This is a genomic window from Candidatus Brachybacter algidus (assembly GCF_016707225.1).
Classification (GTDB): Bacteria; Bacteroidota; Bacteroidia; order Chitinophagales; family Saprospiraceae; genus Parvibacillus; species Parvibacillus algidus.
Genome location: NZ_JADJID010000001.1, coordinates 748,970 through 770,950, shown reverse-complemented (window position 1 = coordinate 770,950; position 21,981 = coordinate 748,970). Strand labels below are relative to the sequence as shown.

The following is a 21,981-nucleotide window of genomic DNA, read 5'->3' as shown; positions in this document are numbered from 1 at the left end:
TTAAGAACAGAAAAGGAATATACTCCAGGTTCAATCCTGAGTATTTATTTTTTTGGGGTAGTAAAGTGTTAGTTTAGCCGGTTCATTTTGGACCGGCTTTTTTTTTATTTTTTAAAAAATCTAGCTACAACCCAACCTCCATTTACAGTATGCTGCAAATAAGTCAAACCTAACTCAGCTGATGCATGACTTATATCATCAAGATTTGATTCAAAGAAACCAGAGAAAAGTATTGTTCCACCACTTTTCAAACTCCTGGCCAGCTCAAATAGACTATCTAAAATTACGTTTGCAGTAATATTGGCCAGGATAACATCAAAGACCATATCTACCGGGATCATTTCCTTGCCACCAAGTGCAGGTTTGGCATTTGAAATGTTGTTCAATTCAAAGTTCTCAATCATATTGTCATAAGAAGGAGGTTCTATATCTATTGCCAGGATGTCGCTTGCACCTTTTATGGAGGCAAAAATAGCTAACAAACCCGTCCCACTTCCAAAATCAAGAACCTTTTTATGCTTCATATCGAGGTTATTCATTTGGACGATCATTCCATGCGTCGTATAATGATGACCGGTGCCAAAAGCCATTTTAGGAGATAGTACAATCCTTTGGCCTAATATCTTCGTATTTTCGTGAAATGGTGCAATGATCGTGCAGATATTTTCCACAAATACAGGATCAAAATTAGATTCCCATTCCTTGTTCCAATCTTTATCGGGCAGGCTTATTATTGTATAGCTCACATTGTATGATTCTGAAATATCTTTTAGATCGTGAATAACAGTAGTATCAAGCAAACTTCTTTCGATGTATGCCAAAAGTTCTGTTCCATCTTCCATGAAACTATTAAAAGGCAATTCTGATAATAAAGCTACCAGAACATCACTCTCCATCTCATTCAAAACGAATCTGGCCTCAAGCCATCTGCCGCTATTTTCCATATAACTCCATATTATAAGCCCTTAAAGTATTTTTCATAAGTGCCACTATTGTCATCAATCCAATTCCTCCGGGCACAGGGGTTATCCAGGAGGCTATATCTTTAACTTGATCAGTATCTACATCACCAACAAGTCGACTGCCAGATTTTGAATGCTCATCCTCTACCCTATTTATGCCAACATCAAAAATCACTGCACCTGTTTTAACCATATCCGCTGTTACAAATTTCGGAATCCCAATAGCGGCTACAATAATATCAGAACCCAGCAATTCATTCCTGATGTTTTTACTGCGACTGTGGAGTAATGTAACAGTGCAATTGCCATAAGGCGCCTTTCTGGAAAGAAGCAAGGACATAGGCGTACCTACTATGTCACTTCGACCCAGCACTGCAACTTTCTTTCCGGAAGTTTCCAAATTAAGCCTCTCTATTAGTAAAATTATCCCATATGGAGTGGCAGGCAAAAAAGAAGGTAGACCTAATGCCATTTTTCCAAAATTCATAGGATGAAATCCATCGACGTCTTTCATTGGATCAATTTCCAATAATAGATCTTGGCTATTTAAATGGGCGGGAATGGGTAACTGTAATATAAAACCATCGACAGACTTATCGCTATTTAAATTTGCAATCACTTCTTTGAGCGCTTCTTGACTAATGTCAGACTCAAAATGAAGCAAAGTGGATTTTATACCCAATTCATCGCAAGTTTTTACTTTATTCTTAACATACGCTTTACTCGCAGGGTTATCACCAACCATGATAGCAACGAGATGAGGCGGTCTTTTGCCAGAAAGCAATATTTCATCAACCTCTCTTTTAATTTCACCTTTAATCTCCTTGCTGATAGATCTAACATCCATTACTGCCATAATAACTCGTAAGTTTTACTAAATAAAAATAAAAAGTCAAATATAAATCATTTTAAGTGTCAGACAAATTTTGAATCTTTTGATCTCTAATTAGTGCTGATTAATAAAATATAGTTTTATATTTTATTAAAACAAAACTCCCAAGATAAAATTGACCAATTGAACAAAGCGCAATTATTCGTGTTAAAACACCTTAAATATATAAAATGGAAAAAATCTTTTATTCTGATGCTTTGATAAGATTCTCAGACTGTGACCCACTTGGGCATTTGAACAATATGAGATACCTGGATTACTTTCTTAATGCAAGAGAAGATCAATTAATAAAGTTTGCTAATTTTGATATCTATGCACATTCAAAAGCGACAGGTCAAATTTGGGTGATGTTTCAGAACAAGATCACTTATCTAAGACCTGTATTCTACACAGAAGTAGTACTCATCACCAGTCAAGTGATCAAAGTTACAGACAAATCAATTCATGTAGAGATGCAGATGAAAGATAAGAAAAGTGGAGAGTTGAAAGCAGTATTATGGATGATCGCAGTATATATAGATATGAGAGCAAATAAGAGTGTATCTCATCCACCTGATATTGCAAAAATGCTTAATGAATTATATTTGCCTGTTACTGAACCAAGTTTTGATGATCGTGTCAAAAATCTTCAATACAACAAAATTTAGTCTATAGATGGTCCAAAATAAAGCAGTAATTTTTATTTTCATTCTTTGCATACCTCTGTTATTGATAGGGCAAGATATCAAGATTGATTACAGCAATCCTGATAACTGGGCAGCTCTACCGGACAAAATAGATAATGCAGATTTGGTCCCTGGCAATTATACTACAGATAAACAGCCTGATAGTCAGGTGGATGTTTTTTTTCTATATCCCACTTCTTTCTCGAACAAGAGTGACATTATGATATGGAATGCCGCCATAGATGACAAAGAAGTTAATCAAGATACGGATGAACGGTCTATAAAAAATCAGGCATCTATCTTCAATCAAGTTGGTAAAATATATGCACCCAGATACCGTCAAGCGAATTATGCTGCATATTTTGATGAAGATAAAATTAGAAGTCAGCAAGCTTTCGACTTTGCTTATGCTGATGTAGTGGACGCATTTGAATATTATATAAATCACTATAATAAGGGCAGGCCATTTATAATAGCCTCTCACAGTCAAGGCTCTACACATTCTATGCGTTTGATAAAAGAACATATTGAAAACACTAAATTAGCAAAACAATTGGTGGTTGCTTATGTAGTAGGAATGCCAGTGCCGGCATCATATTTAAACACGCCACCTTGTCTTAGTCCAGGGCAAACCGGTTGTATTTGTTCATGGAGAACATATTTAGATAAATATGAACCAGATCACGTCGCATCAGAAGAAAAAATGATTTCGACGAATCCTATTACATGGGATCAATCATCGGGATTCTCAAATAAGAAAGATCATAAAGGTTCAGTTCTTTTCGATTTCGACAAAGGAATATATCCCAAAATCATGAGAGCTGAGCTACATGGCAATATTTTATGGATAAAAAAACCGGATATAAAAGGAAAGATTTTACTTCAAAGGAAAAATTACCATATAGGAGATTTTAACCTTTTTTATAAAGATGTCCAGGAAAACGCCAAATTAAGAGTTGATAACTACCTAAATCAAAATAACTCAAGCTCGAATTAAAAATATATTTACTTAAGTTTCGGAGTTGATTATACCATTGATAATCAATAGTATAAATATATAGCTATTAAAACATATAATGATCTAAGGTATTGATTGCTAAATAGTTAATTAAATTTTAGATTTTATTCGATTTATTTAAATGGGTTCATTTGCTGAGCTCAACCATCGAAGTTTCCCCGCCGTCATTGCACTTTGTCGGGCAAGCCCGCCTTCCTTGCTCTTTGTCGGGCAAGCCCGCCGTCGTTGCACTTTGTCGGTCAAGCTTCTGACTTCTAATTTCTAATTTCCACCTTAGATTGAGTAAAAACATGGCTTTTAGAATATATTTATACCGCCGAAACTTTAGTATATTTATTTCAGTAGAAGGCTCTTTCATTTGTAAAAAATGATGGAAAGAATTTTATAAATAATCTGATAGAAATATAACCTATAAGGCCTCCATAGAGAAAGCCACATAGAACATCTAGAGGATAATGAACACCTACATATACCTGAGCAAAACCTATAGAGAGCGCCCATAATATCCATAACCATTTCAAACGAGGTGCTTTTCTTCCAAGTAAATAAAATAAAAAAACTGCTATGGCCATATGATTTGCAGCATGTGTAGATATAAAACCGTACTTGCCTCCACAAGGAATTAACAGGTCGAGTCTTGGATCATTTTCATACATATAACATGGTCGAGGGCGTTCAATTTGCTTTTTAAATAAATGGACACTTGTATAGTCACATAGACCTACTGTAAAACCAATTATTAACAAAGGAATCCAGAACTTCAACTTCCATTTTTTTATAAAAATTCCTAGTATTAAAATATATAATGGAAGCCAGAAAATAGGGATTCTTAAATAAGGGATAATGGCATTCCCTATCGAAGAATGTAAGTTTCTATGAATCCAAAATAAAATCTCAGAATCTATAGATTGTAAATTTGATATAAAAGTTAATAAAACGATTAACATTGGTATAATTTATCCTAATTGACTGGTAAATGTAAAGAAATTCAACTTTGAAGTATGGATTTCAAGTAACTTTGAAGCATAATAAAATTTAGAAGTAAGTACCTGCATGAAAGTAATATTCTTTGGCACCACAGATTTCGCTGTAGCATCACTAGATCAATTAATCAAAGACGGAGTAGATATAGTCGGAGTAGTAACTACCCCTGACAAACCTGGTGGAAGAGGTTTAAAAGAAATGATCAGCTCTGAAATATACAAATACGCTTCAGGGACGAATCTAAAAATATACCAACCCAAAAATCTCAAGAGCCCAATTTTTCTAAAAAAAATAAATAAGCTTAATGCAGATTTATTTATAGTTGTAGCATTCAGGATGATGCCTGCCATACTCTGGGAGATTCCAAAGTTGGGTACTATTAATCTTCATGGGTCCCTCCTACCTGCTTATCGCGGCGCAGCCCCTATTAATTGGGCAATTATAAATGGTGAGAAGGTGACTGGAATTACCATTTTCTTTCTCGATAAAAAAATTGATACTGGAAAAGTAATCCATCAAAAAGAAGTTGAAATATCTGAAGAAGATAACTTTGGAAGCCTCTACGATAAACTGAAGCATATTGGTGCCAATGAGCTAAGCAAAATAACTGTAAATCTTTTAAATGGTCCTTTAGAAGGTATAAAACAAAATGAAAACCTGGTCAGCCATGCTCCAAAACTAAATAAGGAAAATACTGAGATAGACTTTAATAAAAATGCCATTCAAATTGTAAATCTTTGCAGAGGATTGGACCCATATCCTACAGCATGGTTTACTTTCGATGGATTAAAAATGAAAGTATTTAGATGCACTGAAAGTTTTGAACACGTAAATAATGCACAATGGGAATCTGATTATAAAACCTTCTTGAGAATGAGTTGCGCTAATGGCGCTGTCAACCTTGAGGACGTGCAGATGGAAGGTAAAAAAAGGATGTTGATTAAGGAGTTTCTAAATGGATATGGTCAAAAGTTGAAAAAATTACAAATGAACAACCTGTCAGACTCTTAACCTCTAACTGCTTTATCGACTACAGCAATGGTTCTGAATATTTTATTTATTGCCTCCGCAAAATACTCAAAGTTAGTTGGGACTTTTTCTGCATTATTAGGTTCTACATAAGTAATAATCATATTTTCATTTGGAACATTAAGATTATTGCTTCTCAATAGACTAAATGAAACGGTAAATATATACAAAGCAATCACTGAAATAGAGGCAGTTCTAATTGTAAATTTCTTCATTTTAAAATATTTCTTGTATAACGTATACAAAGCAGAATTAGTTACAATCCCTCACACATTTTCCGGACTTATTTATATATATCCATTTGCCTTGGTAAAAAACTCTTGCTGTTCCATTTTTAAATGGTTTAGCTGCTTCATACTCACAAGAGATCACTTCTACACCTTCTTTGTTGATAAAACCATATTTTCCATTTTTTTCAACGCAGGCAAAGCCTTCAATAAAATTATTTACTTGACCATATTTTAGATCAATAACACTTACACCACTCTTGTTGATAAAGCCCCATTTATTATTTTTTTCCACTCCCGCTAATCCGTCTTTAAATGACCAGGCATTATCAAATTGACAGGCAATTGCCTCTACACCTTTTTTATTTACAAATCCCCATTTACCATTTTTTCGGACTCCGGCCAATCCATCAGCAAAATCTGTCACTACATCATAATTAAAAGGGACTACAGTATTGCCGGTACTACCAATAAAGCCCCATTTTCCATCCTTCTTAACTCCGGCTAATCCCTTAGAAAAACCGAAGATCTCATTGTACTTAGGTTTGATGACCTCTTCACCGGATGTATTTACAAATCCCCATTTACCATTTTCATTAACAGGAGCTAATCCGTTATTAAAATTAAGGATATCATTGTACTTTGGCTTAACTATAATTTTACCTTCTTTTGAAATAAATCCAATAAGATTTTTATACCTATATGGAGCTATAAGTCCAATGTATGGACTTAGGATTTCAATCTTACTTAGATCAACAGCATTAGCAGCTTCTTTTTCTTTCTCTTCCTGCCTTTTTTTCTTTAATGCTTCAAGTTCTTTAATTTTAGCAAGCTTGGCTTTTTCAAGATCTTCTAGATTCAAAGTAGAATCAGCAGATATGAGAGAATCAGCTGTTGCTACCTCAATTGAATTTATTTCTTGAGCAAGATTTTCATTTATTTCGGCTTTTTCAATTGTAGGCGTATCAATCTGAGTTATTACAATATCATTTTTCTGAGATTTGATTAAAGCATCGTAAAGAAAATATCCACCAACAAGAAAACCTATCACTAATAATGATGGTAGAAACCACTTATTCTTTTTGCCAATTGTTTGATCCTGTTCAATATTATCCCCTTCTATTGCAAATTCCTTTTCTTTTGGTTTATTTGAGATTGGAATAGGACGAACCACTATTTTGTTAGCTTTATCTTGTAGCAAATCTGAAGCTGGAAGAGCATTCTTTTCAACTGGCTTGTTTTCAGTTGCAGAACTTACCTTATCTTCAATTAGTTCTGGCTTATGAACGGGTTCGATTTTGTCACCAATATCTTTTGATTTATCCCCGTTATTAATTTCTTTATCACCGTCTTGCTTTTCTATTAAAATGAACGGCTCGGGCTTTTCAATTACAGGGTTAAGATCACTTCTTGTTGGGCTATCTGAAACTATTTTTTTATCATTCTTTTCGATTCTTATGTTTGTTGTCTTAACCACAGGCACTTTTGACACGGTAGGTTCGGTATCTGATTTAGTTACACCTAACCTATCCCATACAGCTTGAGCCCTATCTTCCAGAGAAATCACACCACTTTTGCTCTCATCTTTTTCTGTAAGAATGACAGTAGAAACTGAAGGAGTTTCATCCTCAATTTTGTCTACCTTAATATTATCGGAATTTTTTAAATCTGAAGTTTCATTTAATTCCAGCGAGGGTTGTCCAGGATCAGATATTAGGTTAGCACCTTCACTTATTTTATCAGTTTGATCATCTTCCTTGATTAAAGCGTTAATAGGCCTCGCAGTTGGAAAAGGTTTTATTTTCTTAGGTGCAATATTATCCGTTTTGGGATCATCAACCTTGCCCGATATTGATAAATCTTCAATGTTCGTCATCAGAGCCTCTTTGTCAACTGAAAAGAGATCATCTTCTGTCAATTGATCTTTCTTTCTAAATTCACCTCCATCCAATTCTTCGAGCATACTTTCCAATAAAGGAAATCTTTCTTTCGGATTTTTGGCAGTAGCCGCTTGTATGATGCTATTTAGTTTTAAGGAAGCTTTTTCTACAAATGGCAATGGCTCATTGAGAATTCTAAGTCTTATTTCATCGACATCAGCATTTTTAGCATCATAAGGGTCTCTCCCTGATAAAAGCGTATAAATAGTAACTCCTAAAGTATAGATATCTGATGACTGAGAAATAGGGCCGATATGTTGTATTTGCTCAGGACTTAGAAACAAAATATCATCCGCATCAACGTTTTCAGGGAAAAGTTCGCTTTCAAAATAAGCTCCCTTAAAATCACATATCTTTAATTTGCCCTTTGGGTCTATGATCAAATTTCCCGGTTTCAACAATCCATGAACAATGCCCTTTCTATGCGTCTCAATAAGTGCAGGAATAATAGATTTAAGCCATTCTGTCACTTGTTTCTCCGGGATGCTACCAAAATTCTGGATATACTCTTGCATATTATAACCTTCCAGATATTCCATCATAATCTGATAGGTGTTGTCTTCATCGTTATGAACTATGTCAAGGACTTTTCTGACACTAGCATGCTTAATTTGCATACCAATACGTGCTTCCTTAATGAGTTGGTCCTGAAAGAATTTGTTTCGTTCATATTCAGGTTTCAAAACTTTGACTGCCACTTTCTTGTCGGTATCCAACTCCATGCAATAGACCTTGGTATATTTACCAACTCCAAGTTGTACTATTCTGTAGTTTTGATTTTTGATCACCTGCCTAATAATTAATTTTGATGGGGTTTATTCTACTAACGCTCCTCCGGTACATCTAATGATGCGACCAGGAAATTGTTCTATAATTCTATAATCATGAGTTGCGAATAACACAGCTGTACCTGAAGCACACAATGCTTGAAGTAACTTCACAATTTCGTCTGAGGTATCAGGGTCCAAATTTCCAGTAGGTTCATCAGCAATGATTAATTCAGGATGGTTGAGCAAAGCTCTTGCAATTGCTACTCTCTGTTGTTCACCACCGGATAATTCATGAATTCTTTTATGAGCAATAAAAGGTAAATTAACTGAAGCAAGAACATCTTCAATTCTTTTCTTCATAAGGTTTTTATCTTTCCAGGCAGTGGCTTTGAGCACAAAAAGTAGATTTTCTTCCACGTTTCTGTCTGCAAGTAGATTAAAATCCTGAAAAATCATGCCCATTTTTCTTCTTAAGTAAGGAATTTGTTTGGTTTTCAGAGTTGACAAATTATAGCCAACAACCTCTCCTTTTCCATTTTTCAATGGAAGTTCTCCATATATGGTTTTAAGAAAGCTCGATTTTCCGGAACCAGTCTTACCTATTAAATAACAAAATTCTCCAGGGTTAATCTGTAGTTTAACATTATTTAAGATTAAAAAGCGATTTTGATAAATGTCTGCTTCATCAAACGCAAGCAATGACCCTGTCATATTATTTAAGATTTCTTAGCTTCATTTTAATAAAACTCAAATGTAAACAAATTTGCATATATTATATATGTAAATAAAAGATTATTTTTAATATATAACACATTGAACATCTTGACGTCCAAGTATCATTGTTGGCTTCTGTAGATTGAATCTCCAGAGATTATTATATCTTCCTTACCAAGAATACGTGTTCTTGATGATGCATAACCGTCGATATCCTTCTGGGCGCGAATGTAGATGTAGCCGGATGATTCTTGCTTCCTTAAAAACTCATCCTCAGCTGATTTGTCCTTTTTAAGGACTAATGATAAGCCGGACAAACCGCAAATAATAAGTAGTATTGCCGGCAAAAGATCTTTCATGGGTATAACTTAATAATGAATAAAATCTGAATTGCTTCAGAAATAATAATGCTATTTCAATAAATTGAGATCGCTAATAGACAAAGATATACATATTATGTTTATTCTTAATATAAAAACTCATTTTTCTGTAAATATTATTTAGCTAACTTTACGAAAAATAAAATCTGATGAAATTATTTACATCATTCTTTGCATTTTCAATTCTTTTATGCACCGTTTTAAATGCCCAGACATACGCTGAAGGCTGCAACGGTTTTAGATACGCATACGAAGTCTTCGATAATTACGACATGGAAACAGTCAAATATGCGACAACAATTCCTGAAAATTCGGATCTATTTGTCGACATATATCAACCAAAAAATGATAATGTAAGTAAAAGGCCTTTAGTAATTCTGGCTCACGGAGGTTCCTTCATTGCAGGAAACAAATCTGATATGTTGCCATTCTGTGAGTATTTTGTTAAAAGAGGATTTGTAGTTGCTTCCATTCAATATAGATTGCTGGCTGCTTTTCCAACGCAATCAGCTTTTACTGCGGCTGCTTTTAAAGCTGTTTCAGATATGAAAGGTGCATATAGATTTTTCAAATCTGATGCTGCGAACGCAAACTCCTATAAGGTAGATACTACTAAAATTTTCGTAGGGGGACTTTCAGCCGGCGCTATTACTGCTTTGCATGCCACTTATCTTGATACAAACGATAACCTTGAACCCAACATCAGAACACTTGTCATGGCAAATGGCGGCTTTAAAGGAAATACCGGGGATGCAGAGAATAAAACACATATAGAAGATGATATTTTTGCCACCATTAATATGTCAGGAGCTTTAATTTCAAAAGGATTACTTTCTTCAGATGATCCAATGCTTATGAGCTACCATGGGGATATGGATGATGTAGTGCCTGTTGATTCTAATTCTGTTTTTGGTCTGATTTACTTATATGGCTCAAGAACCATTCATAAAGAAGCTCAGGAGAAAGGAATTCCAAACACCCTTACTCTTGCTCCTGGTGGCCTTCATACTGATATATATACTGAACCTAAATTTATTCCTTATCTGACTCAATTTCTTTTGAATAGCACAAATTTATATTATCCAAGGTTGTGTGGTACTTCAGCTTCGAATAAATCAGTTGAAAAAGTAGATATAGTTACAAGAATGTATCCTAATCCTGCTTCAAATCACGTTAACTTTGAGTTTAAATCTATGATAGATGAAGTTTGGGTATTAAATACCATGGGAGAATTGGTCTTTAGAAAAACAGTCAAGAGTGATTATTTAACTTTAACAGCCTCTGAATTAGCTTCTGGAAATTATTTTCTGGTGCCGATCATCGGCCAAAGTGGATACAGATCAATTCCATTTACAATTGTAAAATAAAATCGATTATTTTGTAAATCCTTCGTACAACCAATCAGCAAGGGATTGTCTGTTTTCCGATTTCAAAAAGCGTTTCTGATCATTAACATTCTGAATATTCCCTAATTCAACGAATAAGGCAGGCGGTGCAGAATATTTAACTACATAAAGATCACGGCTTTTGACGGTACCTGTATATTTTCTATTTCCTTGTTCTTCATACTTCTTTTCAAATACTGCTTGGGTATTTGTGGCCATTTCTAACCCTTTTTTTGAGCCTTCAGCATAATAAAAGTGCGCGTCCAGCTCCAGACCCTGAGATCTTGAATCCACATGAATGCTTATAAACCGTTGGTCCTTAATTCCTTTTACTTTGTATTTATAGTATAGATTATTAATAATCTCTACCCTTGTCCTTAGTCTTTTAATTTGATTAAGCGGAATAGGGAGCTTGCCGGCGTGAAGATCATCTTTGTCGCACAATAAAAAGTCATCGTCACGAATCCCATCGTTCGGGTCATAGACAATGAAGTGTACAATACCACCATGTTGGATGATTTTTCGGCCCAACCTTAACGCAACATCATATGCATATTCATCCTCACAACAAATGTTGTCATCTATCTTGACCATAGCCCCGGGATCAGGTCCTCCATGGCCACTTTTAATATAAAATACTTTCCCCTTTAACCTTTCGTCAAACATTTCCACATTTTGATAATTGGATCCAAACAAAGGGATAGAGGTGAATTTTCCCTGAGTAGTGATTGGCTCTACATCTTCATCTTCTGATTTATTGGATATTGGAGGTTTAACAGGAGCTGCCGGTTTGTCATCTTTGTTGATCAGGACCTGCGGAGGTAAATTTTGCTTTTCATTACCACAATTGTAGATATGATGCGGAATCCAAAGCAATTTATCATTCAAAAAATAATTTACTTTGATTTTACTGGTCATAAGCCATTTATTATAATTTTCAACCTCGATTGCCTTAACCAGGTCAAATATTTTAATTGTAGTCCTTATAGACCTGTTATCATACTTATATATCTTAATAGGTAGCTTATATTCCTTATTGAGATTTAATGGGTCTCCGGTTTTTAGTTGATTGATTCTGTAGAATTCAGAGATATTACAAGAGTACTTTTCTAGATCAAATCTTCTTAACAATGCCAGAGCCCCCTCTCCTTTTGCTAGTTTTGTGGTTGCATAAGTTTGCCCATAGACATCACAGATAGTCATCAGACACATCAAAACTGAAAATATCCTGTACAATTTTAAACTCAAATCTTTAGCTTCAAAGCACAAATATATTATAATATAATATAATGTATTGATTATCCAAGGAATAATTTAATTTTCCCTTTGAAATTTATCATAGATTTGATCTTCTAACATGAATCAAAAACAGTGAATAAGATATTTATACTCGTCAAAAAAGACCTAACATCAGAGCTCAGAAATGCCCATTCAATTAGCTCAGTAATTCTCTATGTATTTGCCACTGTTTATATTATATATAGTTCATTTATCAATATACAAGCTAATAACTGGAATGTACTTTTCTGGATAGTTTTTTTATTTGTCTCAGTAAATGCTTTGACCAAAAGTTTTGATCAGGAGAATAGCAACAAAGGACTTTATTACTATCAACTCGCTCATCCTGTGTATATTTTTGGAGCTAAAGTAATATACAATATAATCCTTCTGATGATTCTCGGGACACTTACTTTTATAGTTTTTGCATTCATCGCAGGTAATCCTGTACGAGATTTCCCTCTTTTTGCTTTAACGTTGCTATTGGCAAGTATTGGATTCTCTTCAATATTTACTTTTATTTCAGCTTTAGGTGCAAAGTCAGGCAATAGCCATATGTTGACTGCGATATTAGGATTTCCATGCGTGATTCCGGTGTTATTAGAATTACTTAAATTATCAGCGAATTCATTAGCGCTGATCAATGATACTGCCTATACGACGGATATATTGATTCTTGTGAGCATAGACGTAATCTTATTGGCGCTCTCATTTGTACTATTTCCATTTGTTTGGCGAGAATAAACCATTTTGGATATCGTTACATTTTCTAACTTTGTATTTAAAATATAGACTTACAATGGAAAAAAACTGGGTCAAGATTCTTACAGTTTTATTGATATTTTATACGTTTATTGCCGGTATGCTTCGCCCTCTGAATGCAGGAATTATGGAAGTAGACCCCAATAAGACAACGATAGATACTACAATCGACGTTCATGTCAACACCTACAACACACATCTCGATTCCGAATCAAATACTGCCTTCTTGTCTATTGACAGTCTTTATTCTATAAAATGCTCAAAATTCAAGGCTTTAAGCAGTAATGAAGCGGTAATTTCATTTAATATTCCTGCCTTTTTACCTATTGGACAAAAGATCATAGATGCAAGTCTTGTCATTGCAAATAAAAAGGATGGCGGATTTGCAAGGCCTTCTTCAATTATAATCACTCAAGATTCAATAAATATGACGGCCGGTGAGGTGCTTTGGTCAGTTGATAGAATAAGTAATCTACCAATGGCTGAGGCAAAAGGATTTCCTTTTCGTTTAATTCTGGAAGAAACGATTAGAAATCTTTATTACCATGTGCCTTTTTGGTTTGCAATGATCATCTTATTTAGTACCTCAGTATTTTTTGCAATCAGATCATTACGCACAGGAAGCCGTGAGGATGAATTAAAAGTATATGCTTACAATAGAGTTGGTTTCTTTTATGGCATCATGGGTATAATCACGGGAGCAGTTTGGGCACGTTTTGCATGGGGTCAATATTGGAGTGGTGACATTAAGCAAAATATGACCGCAATAGCATTATTGATATATGCGGCTTATTTTATTTTGTGGAAGTCATTCAAAGATGAAAAAATACAAGCAAGAGTGTCAGGCGTGTTTACCATATTTGCATATGTAGCCATGATTCCACTCATTTTTGTCATACCAAGACTCTATGACAGCTTGCATCCCGGCAATGGTGGCAATCCGGCTTTGGGTGGAGAAGATCTTGACTCGACAATGAGGATGGTATTCTATCCTGGAATAATTGCATTCACACTTTTAGGATTCTGGCTAAGTAATATTTACTATAGAATCAAGCAGTTAGACGACAAAATGAAACAATAAATTGCATAAACAGATTAATTGCAAAATAAAGTTCTGTCAAATGAAAAATATACTATACCTTTATCACTTCAGTAAGGAATAATTTAAACCTAAGAATTTACTATGCTGTTATTTTCTCCCGTGAATCATTTGATTGCGCTTCTATCAGCGAGTAATACCTCGCTTTACGATAATGGCAAAATTTATGTCGTTATCATTGTCATTGCTATAGTACTTGTAGGGTTTTTCCTTTATTTATTTAATCTGGACAAAAAAATAAAATCGTTAGAGAGAAAAATTAATTCAAATGAGTAATAAAAGAGCAAGTTTTTTTGAAAGTGTGAACAAAAACTTTGATAAAGCCGCAACTTTCACAGGCTTACCTAAAGGTCTATTAGACCAGATCAAGGCTTGTAATGCTGTGTATCAAATGAGATTCCCTGTGAAAGTAGGAAATGAATATCAAGTGATAGAAGCATATCGTGTTCAGCATAGTCAGCACAGATTACCAACTAAAGGAGGTATCCGTTATAGTGAGCATGTCAATCAGGATGAAGTAATGGCCCTAGCAGCTTTGATGACATATAAATGTGCTATTGTAGATGTTCCGTTTGGCGGAGCGAAAGGTGGTGTTAGAATTAACCCAAAAGCATATACAGTAAAACAACTTGAGAAAATAACAAGAAGATATACAGCTGAATTAATCCGTAAAAACTTTATTGGCCCTGGTATTGATGTGCCAGCGCCTGATTATGGAACAGGTGCAAGAGAAATGGCCTGGATAGTAGATACTTATACTACTATGAAGCACGGAGAAATAGATGGAGTAGCATGTGTCACAGGTAAGCCTGTCACTCAAAATGGTATCAGAGGTAGAGAAGAAGCTACTGGACGTGGAGTTTTCTACGGAATGAGAGAATTACTCAACAATAAAGAAGATTGCAAAAAATGGGGCATTACTCCAGGTACAGCAGGTAAAACAATTGTATTACAAGGTCTAGGAAATGTTGGTTCTTTCACCGGCAAAATATCTCAGAATGAAGGAGATATGGTGATCATCGCTGTATCTGAATTTGAAGGTGCAATACACAATGAAAAAGGAATCGACATCGCTGAACTTCTCAAACATAGAAAAGAAACAGGTTCGATACTCAATTTTCCAGGAACTAAAATACTTCCTTCCCGTGATGCAGCTTTGGAATTAGAGTGTGATATCTTAGTCCCTGCGGCCTTGGAAAATCAAATCACTTCTGACAACGCTGAAAGAATTAAGGCCAAGATAATTGCCGAAGCGGCTAACGGACCTATCTCAGCTGATGGCGAAGCAATATTATTGAAGATGGGTGTGATCATTATCCCTGATATGTACTTAAATGCAGGAGGGGTTACTGTTTCTTACTTTGAATGGCTTAAAAACCTTTCACACATGCGTTTTGGTAGAATGGAGAAACGATTTGATCACAATACTTATAATAATCTCGTTACGACTATCGAGAATATGACAGGTAAAAAAATAGGGGCACAGGAAAGAGATTTCCTCACTAAAGGTGCTGAAGAAGTGGATTTAGTAAGATCCGGGCTTGAAGAAACCATGATAAATTCATACAACCAGATACGAGAAACCTGGAAACGCAAGAAAGGAGTAGAAGATCTTAGAACTGCAGCATTTATATGCGCCTTGAATAAGATAAGCAGTGACTATATGGCAATGGGAATATTCCCTTAACAGAAAGAATTTCCCCTTTTCAGCAATTATTATATTTAATATTTTACAAAATAATCTTTTATGATTCATAATCATTCTGATAATAAGTTAGATAAAATAGATCTAAAGATCTTGAAAATCCTGCAAGAGAATAGTAAGATTACTAACCTTGATCTTTCTAAAAAAATAGGACTTTCTCCGGCTCCAACGCTGGAAAGGGTAAAAAAACTTGAATCGACAGGCGTCATCGCAAGCTACCATGCTGCCATTGATACATTGTCATTAGGTTTAAATGTCAAAACATTTGTTCTGGTATCATTGGCTTGGCAGAGAGAAAATGCACTTGATAAATTTCTACTAAAAATCAAAAGTATCTCAGAAATAACTGAATGTTATATCATTACCGGTGAAGCTGATTTCCTAATGAAAATAGTTTGCAAGGATATTCCTTCCTATGAACATATTTTGTTTAAAACGCTAAGTCAAATAGAAGAAATAGAAAGGCTTAAGACATTGATGACGTTGTCCACTGTAAAAGATTCTAAGCTTTTACCATTTGATTATGATTAATTATGGCTATTTTTTATAAAATTGTCTGCCCATCAAATAATTCAATCAGTTATTTGATGGGCACTTTTCATTTAAATCATACTGGTTTCGAACCTATTCTGAACAAAGCTTACGACCTTATAAGTAAGTCCAGCCATTATTATGGGGAGATGGACCTTAATAGCGTTGACCCTATTATTGTAAGCGAGGTATTAAACAATCAGCCCAAAGCCTCTCATAAGATTAAATCACTACTGAATAAGAAACGTAATGCATTTCAAAACAAATTCGGTTTGGATGTAAATCACTTGTCAGAGTTGCCTATATTTTCGATGTTAAATGAATTAACTACGGGCTTGTTTAATGAAAAACTAATAGCAGGATCAATTGATGAAGAATTATTAAAAAAGGCTATTGAAAACAAATTGACACTGGGAGGACTTGAAACTTTTGAGGAGCAGATGCAGATCATGAAGAGCCTGAAAAGTAAGGATATAGAAAAGCAAATAATTGAAATGCTTCACCATCCAAGTAAATTTGGCAGGTCAATGGATAAAGTATTCAAATACTATTTAAAAGGAAAGGCCCGAAAACTGCAAAAAGAAGCAAAAAAAAATACCAAAGGCAATTCTTCAATATTAATAGATAAGAGGAATAAGATCATGACTTCCAGAATTTTGGAAATAATCAAACAAAATGATAAGAACTTTTTTTCAGTCGGAGCCGGTCACTTGAGCGGTTCGACAGGAATCACTACTCTACTCAAAAAACAGGGAATTTTTGTTGAAAAAGTTAAATAAAATATTGATCACCTATAGTATTAGTCGCTACATCTGGCAACTTGAATAAAAATTTCATCGAGAATAGTCTCCAGCGTTCTTTGAGCCATGAGGCGACATCATCTTCTCAGCAGGAAACCTATGTTGGACATTCGGCCCTGTAATACGTGTCAACTATTATACTATCCACTATAATACTATAATACTTTACTTTACTCTAATACTTTCTAAATCTACGTTTTAGATCTTAATCTTATTAGAGGACATACGATCTCTTCCAATGAGACTCCACCATGCTGAAAAGTATCCTTGTAATAATTGTTGTAGTAGTTATAGTTGTTAGGATACAGAAAGAACTTATCTTCTTTGGCAAATATGAAAGAAGAACTAACATTAGGTCTTGGCAAGAATGCCTTAGATGGATCTTTGTAATCAATTACGTCACTTGGATCATAATTCAAATTACGGCCGACTTTGTATCTTAAGTTTGTAGTAGTCTCGCGATCACCTATCACCTTAGAGGGAGTTTTGACCTTAATGGAACCATGATCAGTTAGAATAAATAGCCTTATCGGCTTCTCAGCTAGTTTCTGCATAGCAGACCATAATGGTGAATGCAAAAACCATGATTTAGTCAATGATCTATATGCTTTTTCATCATCAGCCAACTCTTTCAAAACATCCATCTCTGTCCTGGCATGAGAAAGCATATCTATGAAATTGTAAACGATAACACTCAGGTTATTGTTAAGTAAGTTCAATGCATTATCAGCCAGGTTTTTACCTGTATGAACATTGGTGATCTTAATATATTCGTTCTTAATGGGTTTTCTAAATACTCTTGAGATCTGCTCAGAAAAGAACTGTGCCTCGCTCAGGTTTTTCCCACCTTCTTCTGAATCGTTTTTCCAAAGATCAGGATATTTTTGCGCGATCTCGCTGGGCATCATACCTGCGAATATTGCATTCCTGCTATATTGAGTTGAAGTAGGTAGGATACTAAAGAAATAGTCTTCAGATTCTACTTTGTATAATTCCTCAATTATTGGTTCAATCGTCTTCCATTGATCGTATCTGAGATTATCCATTAAAACAATGACATTTGGCATATCATCATCAATAAATGGAAAGACTTTTTCTCTTAAAACATTATAAGACATAATTGGAGCTTCCTTATTGGATTTGTCCAACCAACTTAAATAATTTCTTTGTACAAATTTTGAAAACCCCGCATTTGCTTCACTTTTCTGAGTGGTGAGTATATCGCTCATTTCCAGAGACTGCGAGTTATCAATCTTAATTTCCCAGCCAATGATTTTCTTGTAGACATCTACCCATTCATTGTATTCCAATCCACTATTAATTTGCATGAAGATTTGTCTAAAATCCTGCTGATAATCAGATGAAGTCTTCTCTCTCACCAATCGTTTTTCATCAATTATTCTTTTCAAAGAAAGTAAAATTTGATGAGGATTAACGGGCTTGATCAAATAATCAGCTATCTGCGAACCAATAGCTTCCTCCATAATATGCTCCTCTTCATTCTTAGTGATCATTACTATTGGAACAGTGGACTTAATGTCTTTCAATTTTGAAAGTGTCTCCAAACCAGAAATACCGGGCATTGATTCGTCAAGGAAGACTGCATCGAATTCATTATTACTTTCAAATTCCTCAATTGCATCATAACCATTGGTTACAGCAGTGACTTCGTAGCCCCTTTGAGTAAGAAACATCAACTGTGGCTTAAGAGTCTCTATTTCGTCATCGACCCAAAGTATTTTTATTTTATCCATAAATATTTTTTAGCTGAAGCTATTTGATGTTCAATTCAATTTATCACAAATTAACGATAAGAATCCCATAATATTTGAATTACTTTCAATAAAGGCATCATTTACAAATGTTGGTCAGCGAGATTAAAACTCAATAGTCTCTTACAATTTGTTACAATACCGCATCATTTAGACATTGATAAAAAAATTCTATAAAAAATATTTTAAAACTTAAATTTACCGAAAATAGATTCTTAATGTTCTTTAAAATTAAAAAAATAATTAATGATCCTGTCTACGGTATTATTAATATTCCAGATGGCTTGATTTTTGAAATATTTGAACATCCTGATTTTCAACGTCTTCGAAGAATTTCTCAGGTAGGTCTTACTAATTATGTGTATCCGGGAGCCAATCATACTAGATTCCATCATGCACTCGGAGCAATGCATCTTTGTATTGAAGCACTTGAAACACTTAGAATCAAAGGAATAGATATTACAAAGGAAGAAGCCACTGGTCTTATACTGGCTATTTTGTTGCATGATGTGGGGCATGGGCCATTCAGCCATGTGCTTGAGCACACCTTGACCGGTCAGCATCATGAATCAATGACACTGGCCATCATGAATAAATTGAATAAAGAGAAGGATGGAGCGCTAGACACTGCTATACAGATCTTTTCAAATGCTTATCCTAAAAAGTTTTTACACCAATTAGTTTCAGGTCAATTAGATCTGGATAGAATGGATTATCTCAATCGGGACAGCTTCTTTACTGGTGTCGCAGAAGGTAAAATTGGTTATGATAGGATTATTAAAATGATGACAGTCGTTGACAATAGCCTAGTAGTAGAAGAAAAGGGCATATATTCTGTAGAAAATTTTCTAATGGCGCGCAGGTTAATGTATTGGCAGGTTTACCTTCACAAAACAGTTTTGGCATCAGAACAAATGCTAATTCAATGTCTGAAAAGAGCATCTATACTATGCAAATCAGGAATGAAGTTTAATATATCTGAGCATTTAACTTACTTTCTTGAGTCTAAGGATAAAAGAACCATAAGTAGTGAATTAATAAGTCATTTTCTACAATTAGATGATTATGATCTTTGGTGGGCTTTAAAACAATTTTCAAAAAATGAAGACCCAAGTCTTAAATTTCTCTCAAATGCATTATTGGATAGGCGAATCTTTAAAATACAAATGAGTAAATGGCCCATTGAAGAATCAAATATCAATGAAATAAAAGATGATATAAAAAAGAAGCTTGATATAACCGAAGAAGATGCTTCAAATCTTGTTTTCGTTGGCTCAGAAAGCAATGAGATGTACAATATTACTAAAGATGAGATCATGGTAAGACTGAAAAATGGCAAAGTATTACCCTTTTCTCAAGTTTCGGATTATCCAATAGGCAATACAGTGGTCCAGAAATATTTTTTATGTTATCCTAAACTTTCATACATTGCAGAAGTTTAAGTAACATAGACAATACTTTAGTTGGTTATTTTGATCTTCAATTTTTTTGTTGAAAGAACGCCTATTAAAAAGCCAATTTTCTCTAAGGTCTGCTATTCTAAGTACTAAATTACTAATTAATAAATTTAAATATTATGGCTTTTACACTTCCTGAATTGGGTTATGAATATGATGGTCTTCAACCCTATATTGATGCAGAAACTATGGAAATACATCACTCAAAACACCACAATGCTTACGTCAATAACTTGAATGCAGCTATCAAGGATACTGAATTTGAATCAATGGAACTAGAAGATATTATGAAACATATCAGCAAAGCTAGTCCTGCTATCCGAAATAACGGAGGTGGGCATTATAACCACAGCCTTTTTTGGAAATTATTGTCACCAAACGGAACTCATCCATCAGGAGAAGTATTGGATGGTATCAACAAAAAATGGACTTCAATGGACAAGTTCAAAGAAGAGTTTACTAAAGCTGCAACTACAAGATTTGGCTCAGGTTGGGCTTGGCTGGTAGTTAATAAAGATGGTAGCCTAGATATTAATTCAACTGCCAATCAGGATAATCCATTGATGGGAAAAGAAGTATCCGGTGCTGATGGCTACCCTATTCTTGGCCTGGATGTCTGGGAACATGCTTATTATCTTAAATATCAAAACAAACGTCCTGATTACATTGCAGCATTTTACAATGTGATAGATTGGGATGAGGTCAATAGCAGATTGGTTGAGTCAAATGAATATTTTAAATAATATTCTTAGATTTACGATATTTGATCTTATCAATATTTTAATTTATTAAACACTCCCTGTATAATGGTTATTGAAATAGCTGCAAACAGCTTACAGTCTGCAATCAATGCCCAATTGGGTGGTGCAACTAGAATTGAATTATGCTCAGACCTCGAATTGGGGGGTATTACTCCAAGTGCAGGTCTTATAAGAAAGGTGAGATCAGCGCTACATATACCTATTTATGTATTGATCAGGCCCCGTGCAGGAGATTTTATCTATTCAGATTTCGAATTTGAAACAATGTTGGCCGATATTGAATTCTGTAAATCAGAAAATATAGATGGCATAGTTACGGGAGTTTTGGATAATAATGCAAAAGTCGATAAAGAACGTTTGTTATTAATAAAAGAAGTCGCAGGTGCAATGCCTGTGACTTTTAATAGGGCTTTTGATGTAACTGCATCTTCCGAAGAGGCAATCCAAATTTTGATAGAATGTGGTGTTGAAAGAGTGCTCACTTCAGGACAAAAGTCTTCTGCAATAGATGGCAGATTTCTTATTAAACAACTTGTAGACAAAGTTGGTAAGAAAATAATTATTATGGCAGGAAGTGGAATTAATGAAAATAACATATTGCCAATATCAGAATTTACTGGTGTAGATGAATTCCATACTTCTTCCAAGATCCTTGTTAAAAGTCAAATGGTCCATCTTCACAGAGATATCAAGATCAGTTCCAACAATGACAATCATGAAAATGACTATTATATATCTGATCTTCAAAAAATAAAAAAGGTGGTTAACGCTCTTTCTCCCATCATTTAAAGGTGAAAAAGAAAATAATGAACATTTAAATTTGGAAATAATTAATAAAGAGCAATATTAA

22 protein-coding genes are annotated in these 21,981 nt (G+C 34.5%); 13 read left to right on the top strand and 9 right to left on the bottom strand.

Going from position 1 to position 21,981, the window contains the following annotated elements:
- Window positions 1-104: 104 nt before the first annotated feature.
- On the bottom strand, window positions 105-944 hold the full coding sequence (gene prmA / locus IPI15_RS03090; protein ID WP_287400656.1) for a 50S ribosomal protein L11 methyltransferase: 840 nt from the start codon (window positions 942-944) through the stop codon (window positions 105-107).
- A complete protein-coding gene (locus tag IPI15_RS03085; protein WP_287419153.1) occupies window positions 934-1,818 on the bottom strand; it encodes a bifunctional 5,10-methylenetetrahydrofolate dehydrogenase/5,10-methenyltetrahydrofolate cyclohydrolase in 885 nt (294 codons plus the stop codon). Before IPI15_RS03085 ends, prmA begins: the two co-directional genes overlap by 11 nt.
- Window positions 1,819-2,024: 206 nt before the next feature.
- Between IPI15_RS03085 and IPI15_RS03080 the strand changes: the two genes are divergently transcribed.
- Together IPI15_RS03080 and IPI15_RS03075 are read left to right on the top strand one after the other, a co-directional pair.
- Window positions 2,025-2,501: an acyl-CoA thioesterase gene (locus IPI15_RS03080; protein ID WP_287400654.1), complete on the top strand. Its 477-nt coding sequence runs from the start codon at window positions 2,025-2,027 to the stop codon at window positions 2,499-2,501.
- Window positions 2,502-2,508: 7 nt separating this feature from the next.
- Complete coding sequence (locus IPI15_RS03075) at window positions 2,509-3,516, top strand: DUF3089 domain-containing protein (protein ID WP_287419152.1); 1,008 nt, start codon at window positions 2,509-2,511, stop codon at window positions 3,514-3,516.
- A 359-nt stretch (window positions 3,517-3,875) separates the two neighbouring features.
- Here the strand turns inward: IPI15_RS03075 and IPI15_RS03070 are convergent, their stop codons facing one another.
- Window positions 3,876-4,301, bottom strand: coding sequence for a phosphatase PAP2 family protein (locus tag IPI15_RS03070; protein ID WP_287400652.1), 426 nt, complete (start codon window positions 4,299-4,301; stop codon window positions 3,876-3,878).
- Window positions 4,302-4,590: 289 nt separating this feature from the next.
- On the opposite strand from IPI15_RS03070, the gene fmt reads away from it, so the two are divergent.
- Window positions 4,591-5,532 carry a methionyl-tRNA formyltransferase gene (fmt, locus tag IPI15_RS03065; protein WP_287419151.1) on the top strand — a complete coding sequence of 314 codons (942 nt, stop codon included), beginning with the start codon at window positions 4,591-4,593 and terminating at the stop codon, window positions 5,530-5,532.
- Here the strand turns inward: fmt and IPI15_RS03060 are convergent.
- From IPI15_RS03060 to IPI15_RS03045, 4 genes are all read right to left on the bottom strand, one after another.
- A complete protein-coding gene (locus IPI15_RS03060) occupies window positions 5,529-5,765 on the bottom strand; it encodes a hypothetical protein (RefSeq protein ID WP_287400650.1) in 237 nt (78 codons plus the stop codon). The genes fmt and IPI15_RS03060 overlap by 4 nt on opposite strands.
- Window positions 5,766-5,802: 37 nt before the next feature.
- Window positions 5,803-8,505 carry a WG repeat-containing protein gene (locus tag IPI15_RS03055; RefSeq protein WP_287419149.1) on the bottom strand — a complete coding sequence of 901 codons (2,703 nt, stop codon included), beginning with the start codon at window positions 8,503-8,505 and terminating at the stop codon, window positions 5,803-5,805.
- Window positions 8,506-8,532: 27 nt separating this feature from the next.
- Entirely contained in the window at window positions 8,533-9,198 is a 666-nt protein-coding gene (locus IPI15_RS03050) for a cell division ATP-binding protein FtsE (protein WP_287400648.1), read from the bottom strand.
- Between the two features lie 125 nt (window positions 9,199-9,323).
- Window positions 9,324-9,560: a hypothetical protein gene (locus IPI15_RS03045; protein ID WP_287400647.1), complete on the bottom strand. Its 237-nt coding sequence runs from the start codon at window positions 9,558-9,560 to the stop codon at window positions 9,324-9,326.
- A gap of 170 nt (window positions 9,561-9,730) precedes the next feature.
- Between IPI15_RS03045 and IPI15_RS03040 the strand changes: the two genes are divergently transcribed.
- Window positions 9,731-10,948 (top strand): alpha/beta hydrolase fold domain-containing protein, encoded by a 1,218-nt coding sequence (locus IPI15_RS03040; protein ID WP_287419148.1) that lies wholly within the window; start codon window positions 9,731-9,733, stop codon window positions 10,946-10,948.
- 6 nt (window positions 10,949-10,954) lie between these two features.
- Here IPI15_RS03040 and IPI15_RS03035 read toward each other — a convergent pair whose 3' ends face one another.
- A complete protein-coding gene (locus IPI15_RS03035; protein WP_287419146.1) occupies window positions 10,955-12,214 on the bottom strand; it encodes an N-acetylmuramoyl-L-alanine amidase family protein in 1,260 nt (419 codons plus the stop codon).
- A gap of 123 nt (window positions 12,215-12,337) precedes the next feature.
- Here IPI15_RS03035 and IPI15_RS03030 point away from each other — a divergent pair, with 123 nt between their 5' ends.
- From IPI15_RS03030 to IPI15_RS03010, 6 genes are all read left to right on the top strand, one after another.
- A complete protein-coding gene (locus IPI15_RS03030; protein WP_287400644.1) occupies window positions 12,338-12,988 on the top strand; it encodes a heme exporter protein CcmB in 651 nt (216 codons plus the stop codon).
- 55 nt (window positions 12,989-13,043) lie between these two features.
- Entirely contained in the window at window positions 13,044-14,087 is a 1,044-nt protein-coding gene (ccsA, locus tag IPI15_RS03025) for a cytochrome c biogenesis protein CcsA (RefSeq protein ID WP_287419144.1), read from the top strand.
- A 102-nt stretch (window positions 14,088-14,189) separates the two neighbouring features.
- Window positions 14,190-14,381: a CcmD family protein gene (locus IPI15_RS19750; protein WP_353738725.1), complete on the top strand. Its 192-nt coding sequence runs from the start codon at window positions 14,190-14,192 to the stop codon at window positions 14,379-14,381.
- A complete protein-coding gene (locus tag IPI15_RS03020) occupies window positions 14,374-15,792 on the top strand; it encodes a Glu/Leu/Phe/Val family dehydrogenase (protein ID WP_287400642.1) in 1,419 nt (472 codons plus the stop codon). Before IPI15_RS19750 ends, IPI15_RS03020 begins: the two co-directional genes overlap by 8 nt.
- 60 nt (window positions 15,793-15,852) lie before the next feature.
- Entirely contained in the window at window positions 15,853-16,341 is a 489-nt protein-coding gene (locus IPI15_RS03015; protein ID WP_287400641.1) for an Lrp/AsnC family transcriptional regulator, read from the top strand.
- Between the two features lie 2 nt (window positions 16,342-16,343).
- On the top strand, window positions 16,344-17,120 hold the full coding sequence (locus IPI15_RS03010) for a TraB/GumN family protein (protein WP_287400640.1): 777 nt from the start codon (window positions 16,344-16,346) through the stop codon (window positions 17,118-17,120).
- Window positions 17,121-17,332: 212 nt separating this feature from the next.
- Here the strand turns inward: IPI15_RS03010 and porX are convergent, their stop codons facing one another.
- Complete coding sequence (gene porX / locus IPI15_RS03005; protein WP_287400639.1) at window positions 17,333-18,895, bottom strand: T9SS response regulator signal transducer PorX; 1,563 nt, start codon at window positions 18,893-18,895, stop codon at window positions 17,333-17,335.
- 236 nt (window positions 18,896-19,131) lie between these two features.
- Here porX and IPI15_RS03000 point away from each other — a divergent pair, with 236 nt between their 5' ends.
- From IPI15_RS03000 to IPI15_RS02990, 3 genes are all read left to right on the top strand, one after another.
- On the top strand, window positions 19,132-20,355 hold the full coding sequence (locus tag IPI15_RS03000; protein ID WP_287419142.1) for an HD domain-containing protein: 1,224 nt from the start codon (window positions 19,132-19,134) through the stop codon (window positions 20,353-20,355).
- 134 nt (window positions 20,356-20,489) lie between these two features.
- A complete protein-coding gene (locus tag IPI15_RS02995; protein ID WP_287400636.1) occupies window positions 20,490-21,113 on the top strand; it encodes a superoxide dismutase in 624 nt (207 codons plus the stop codon).
- Window positions 21,114-21,176: 63 nt separating this feature from the next.
- Window positions 21,177-21,920 carry a copper homeostasis protein CutC gene (locus IPI15_RS02990; RefSeq protein WP_287400635.1) on the top strand — a complete coding sequence of 248 codons (744 nt, stop codon included), beginning with the start codon at window positions 21,177-21,179 and terminating at the stop codon, window positions 21,918-21,920.
- Window positions 21,921-21,981: the final 61 nt, after the last annotated feature.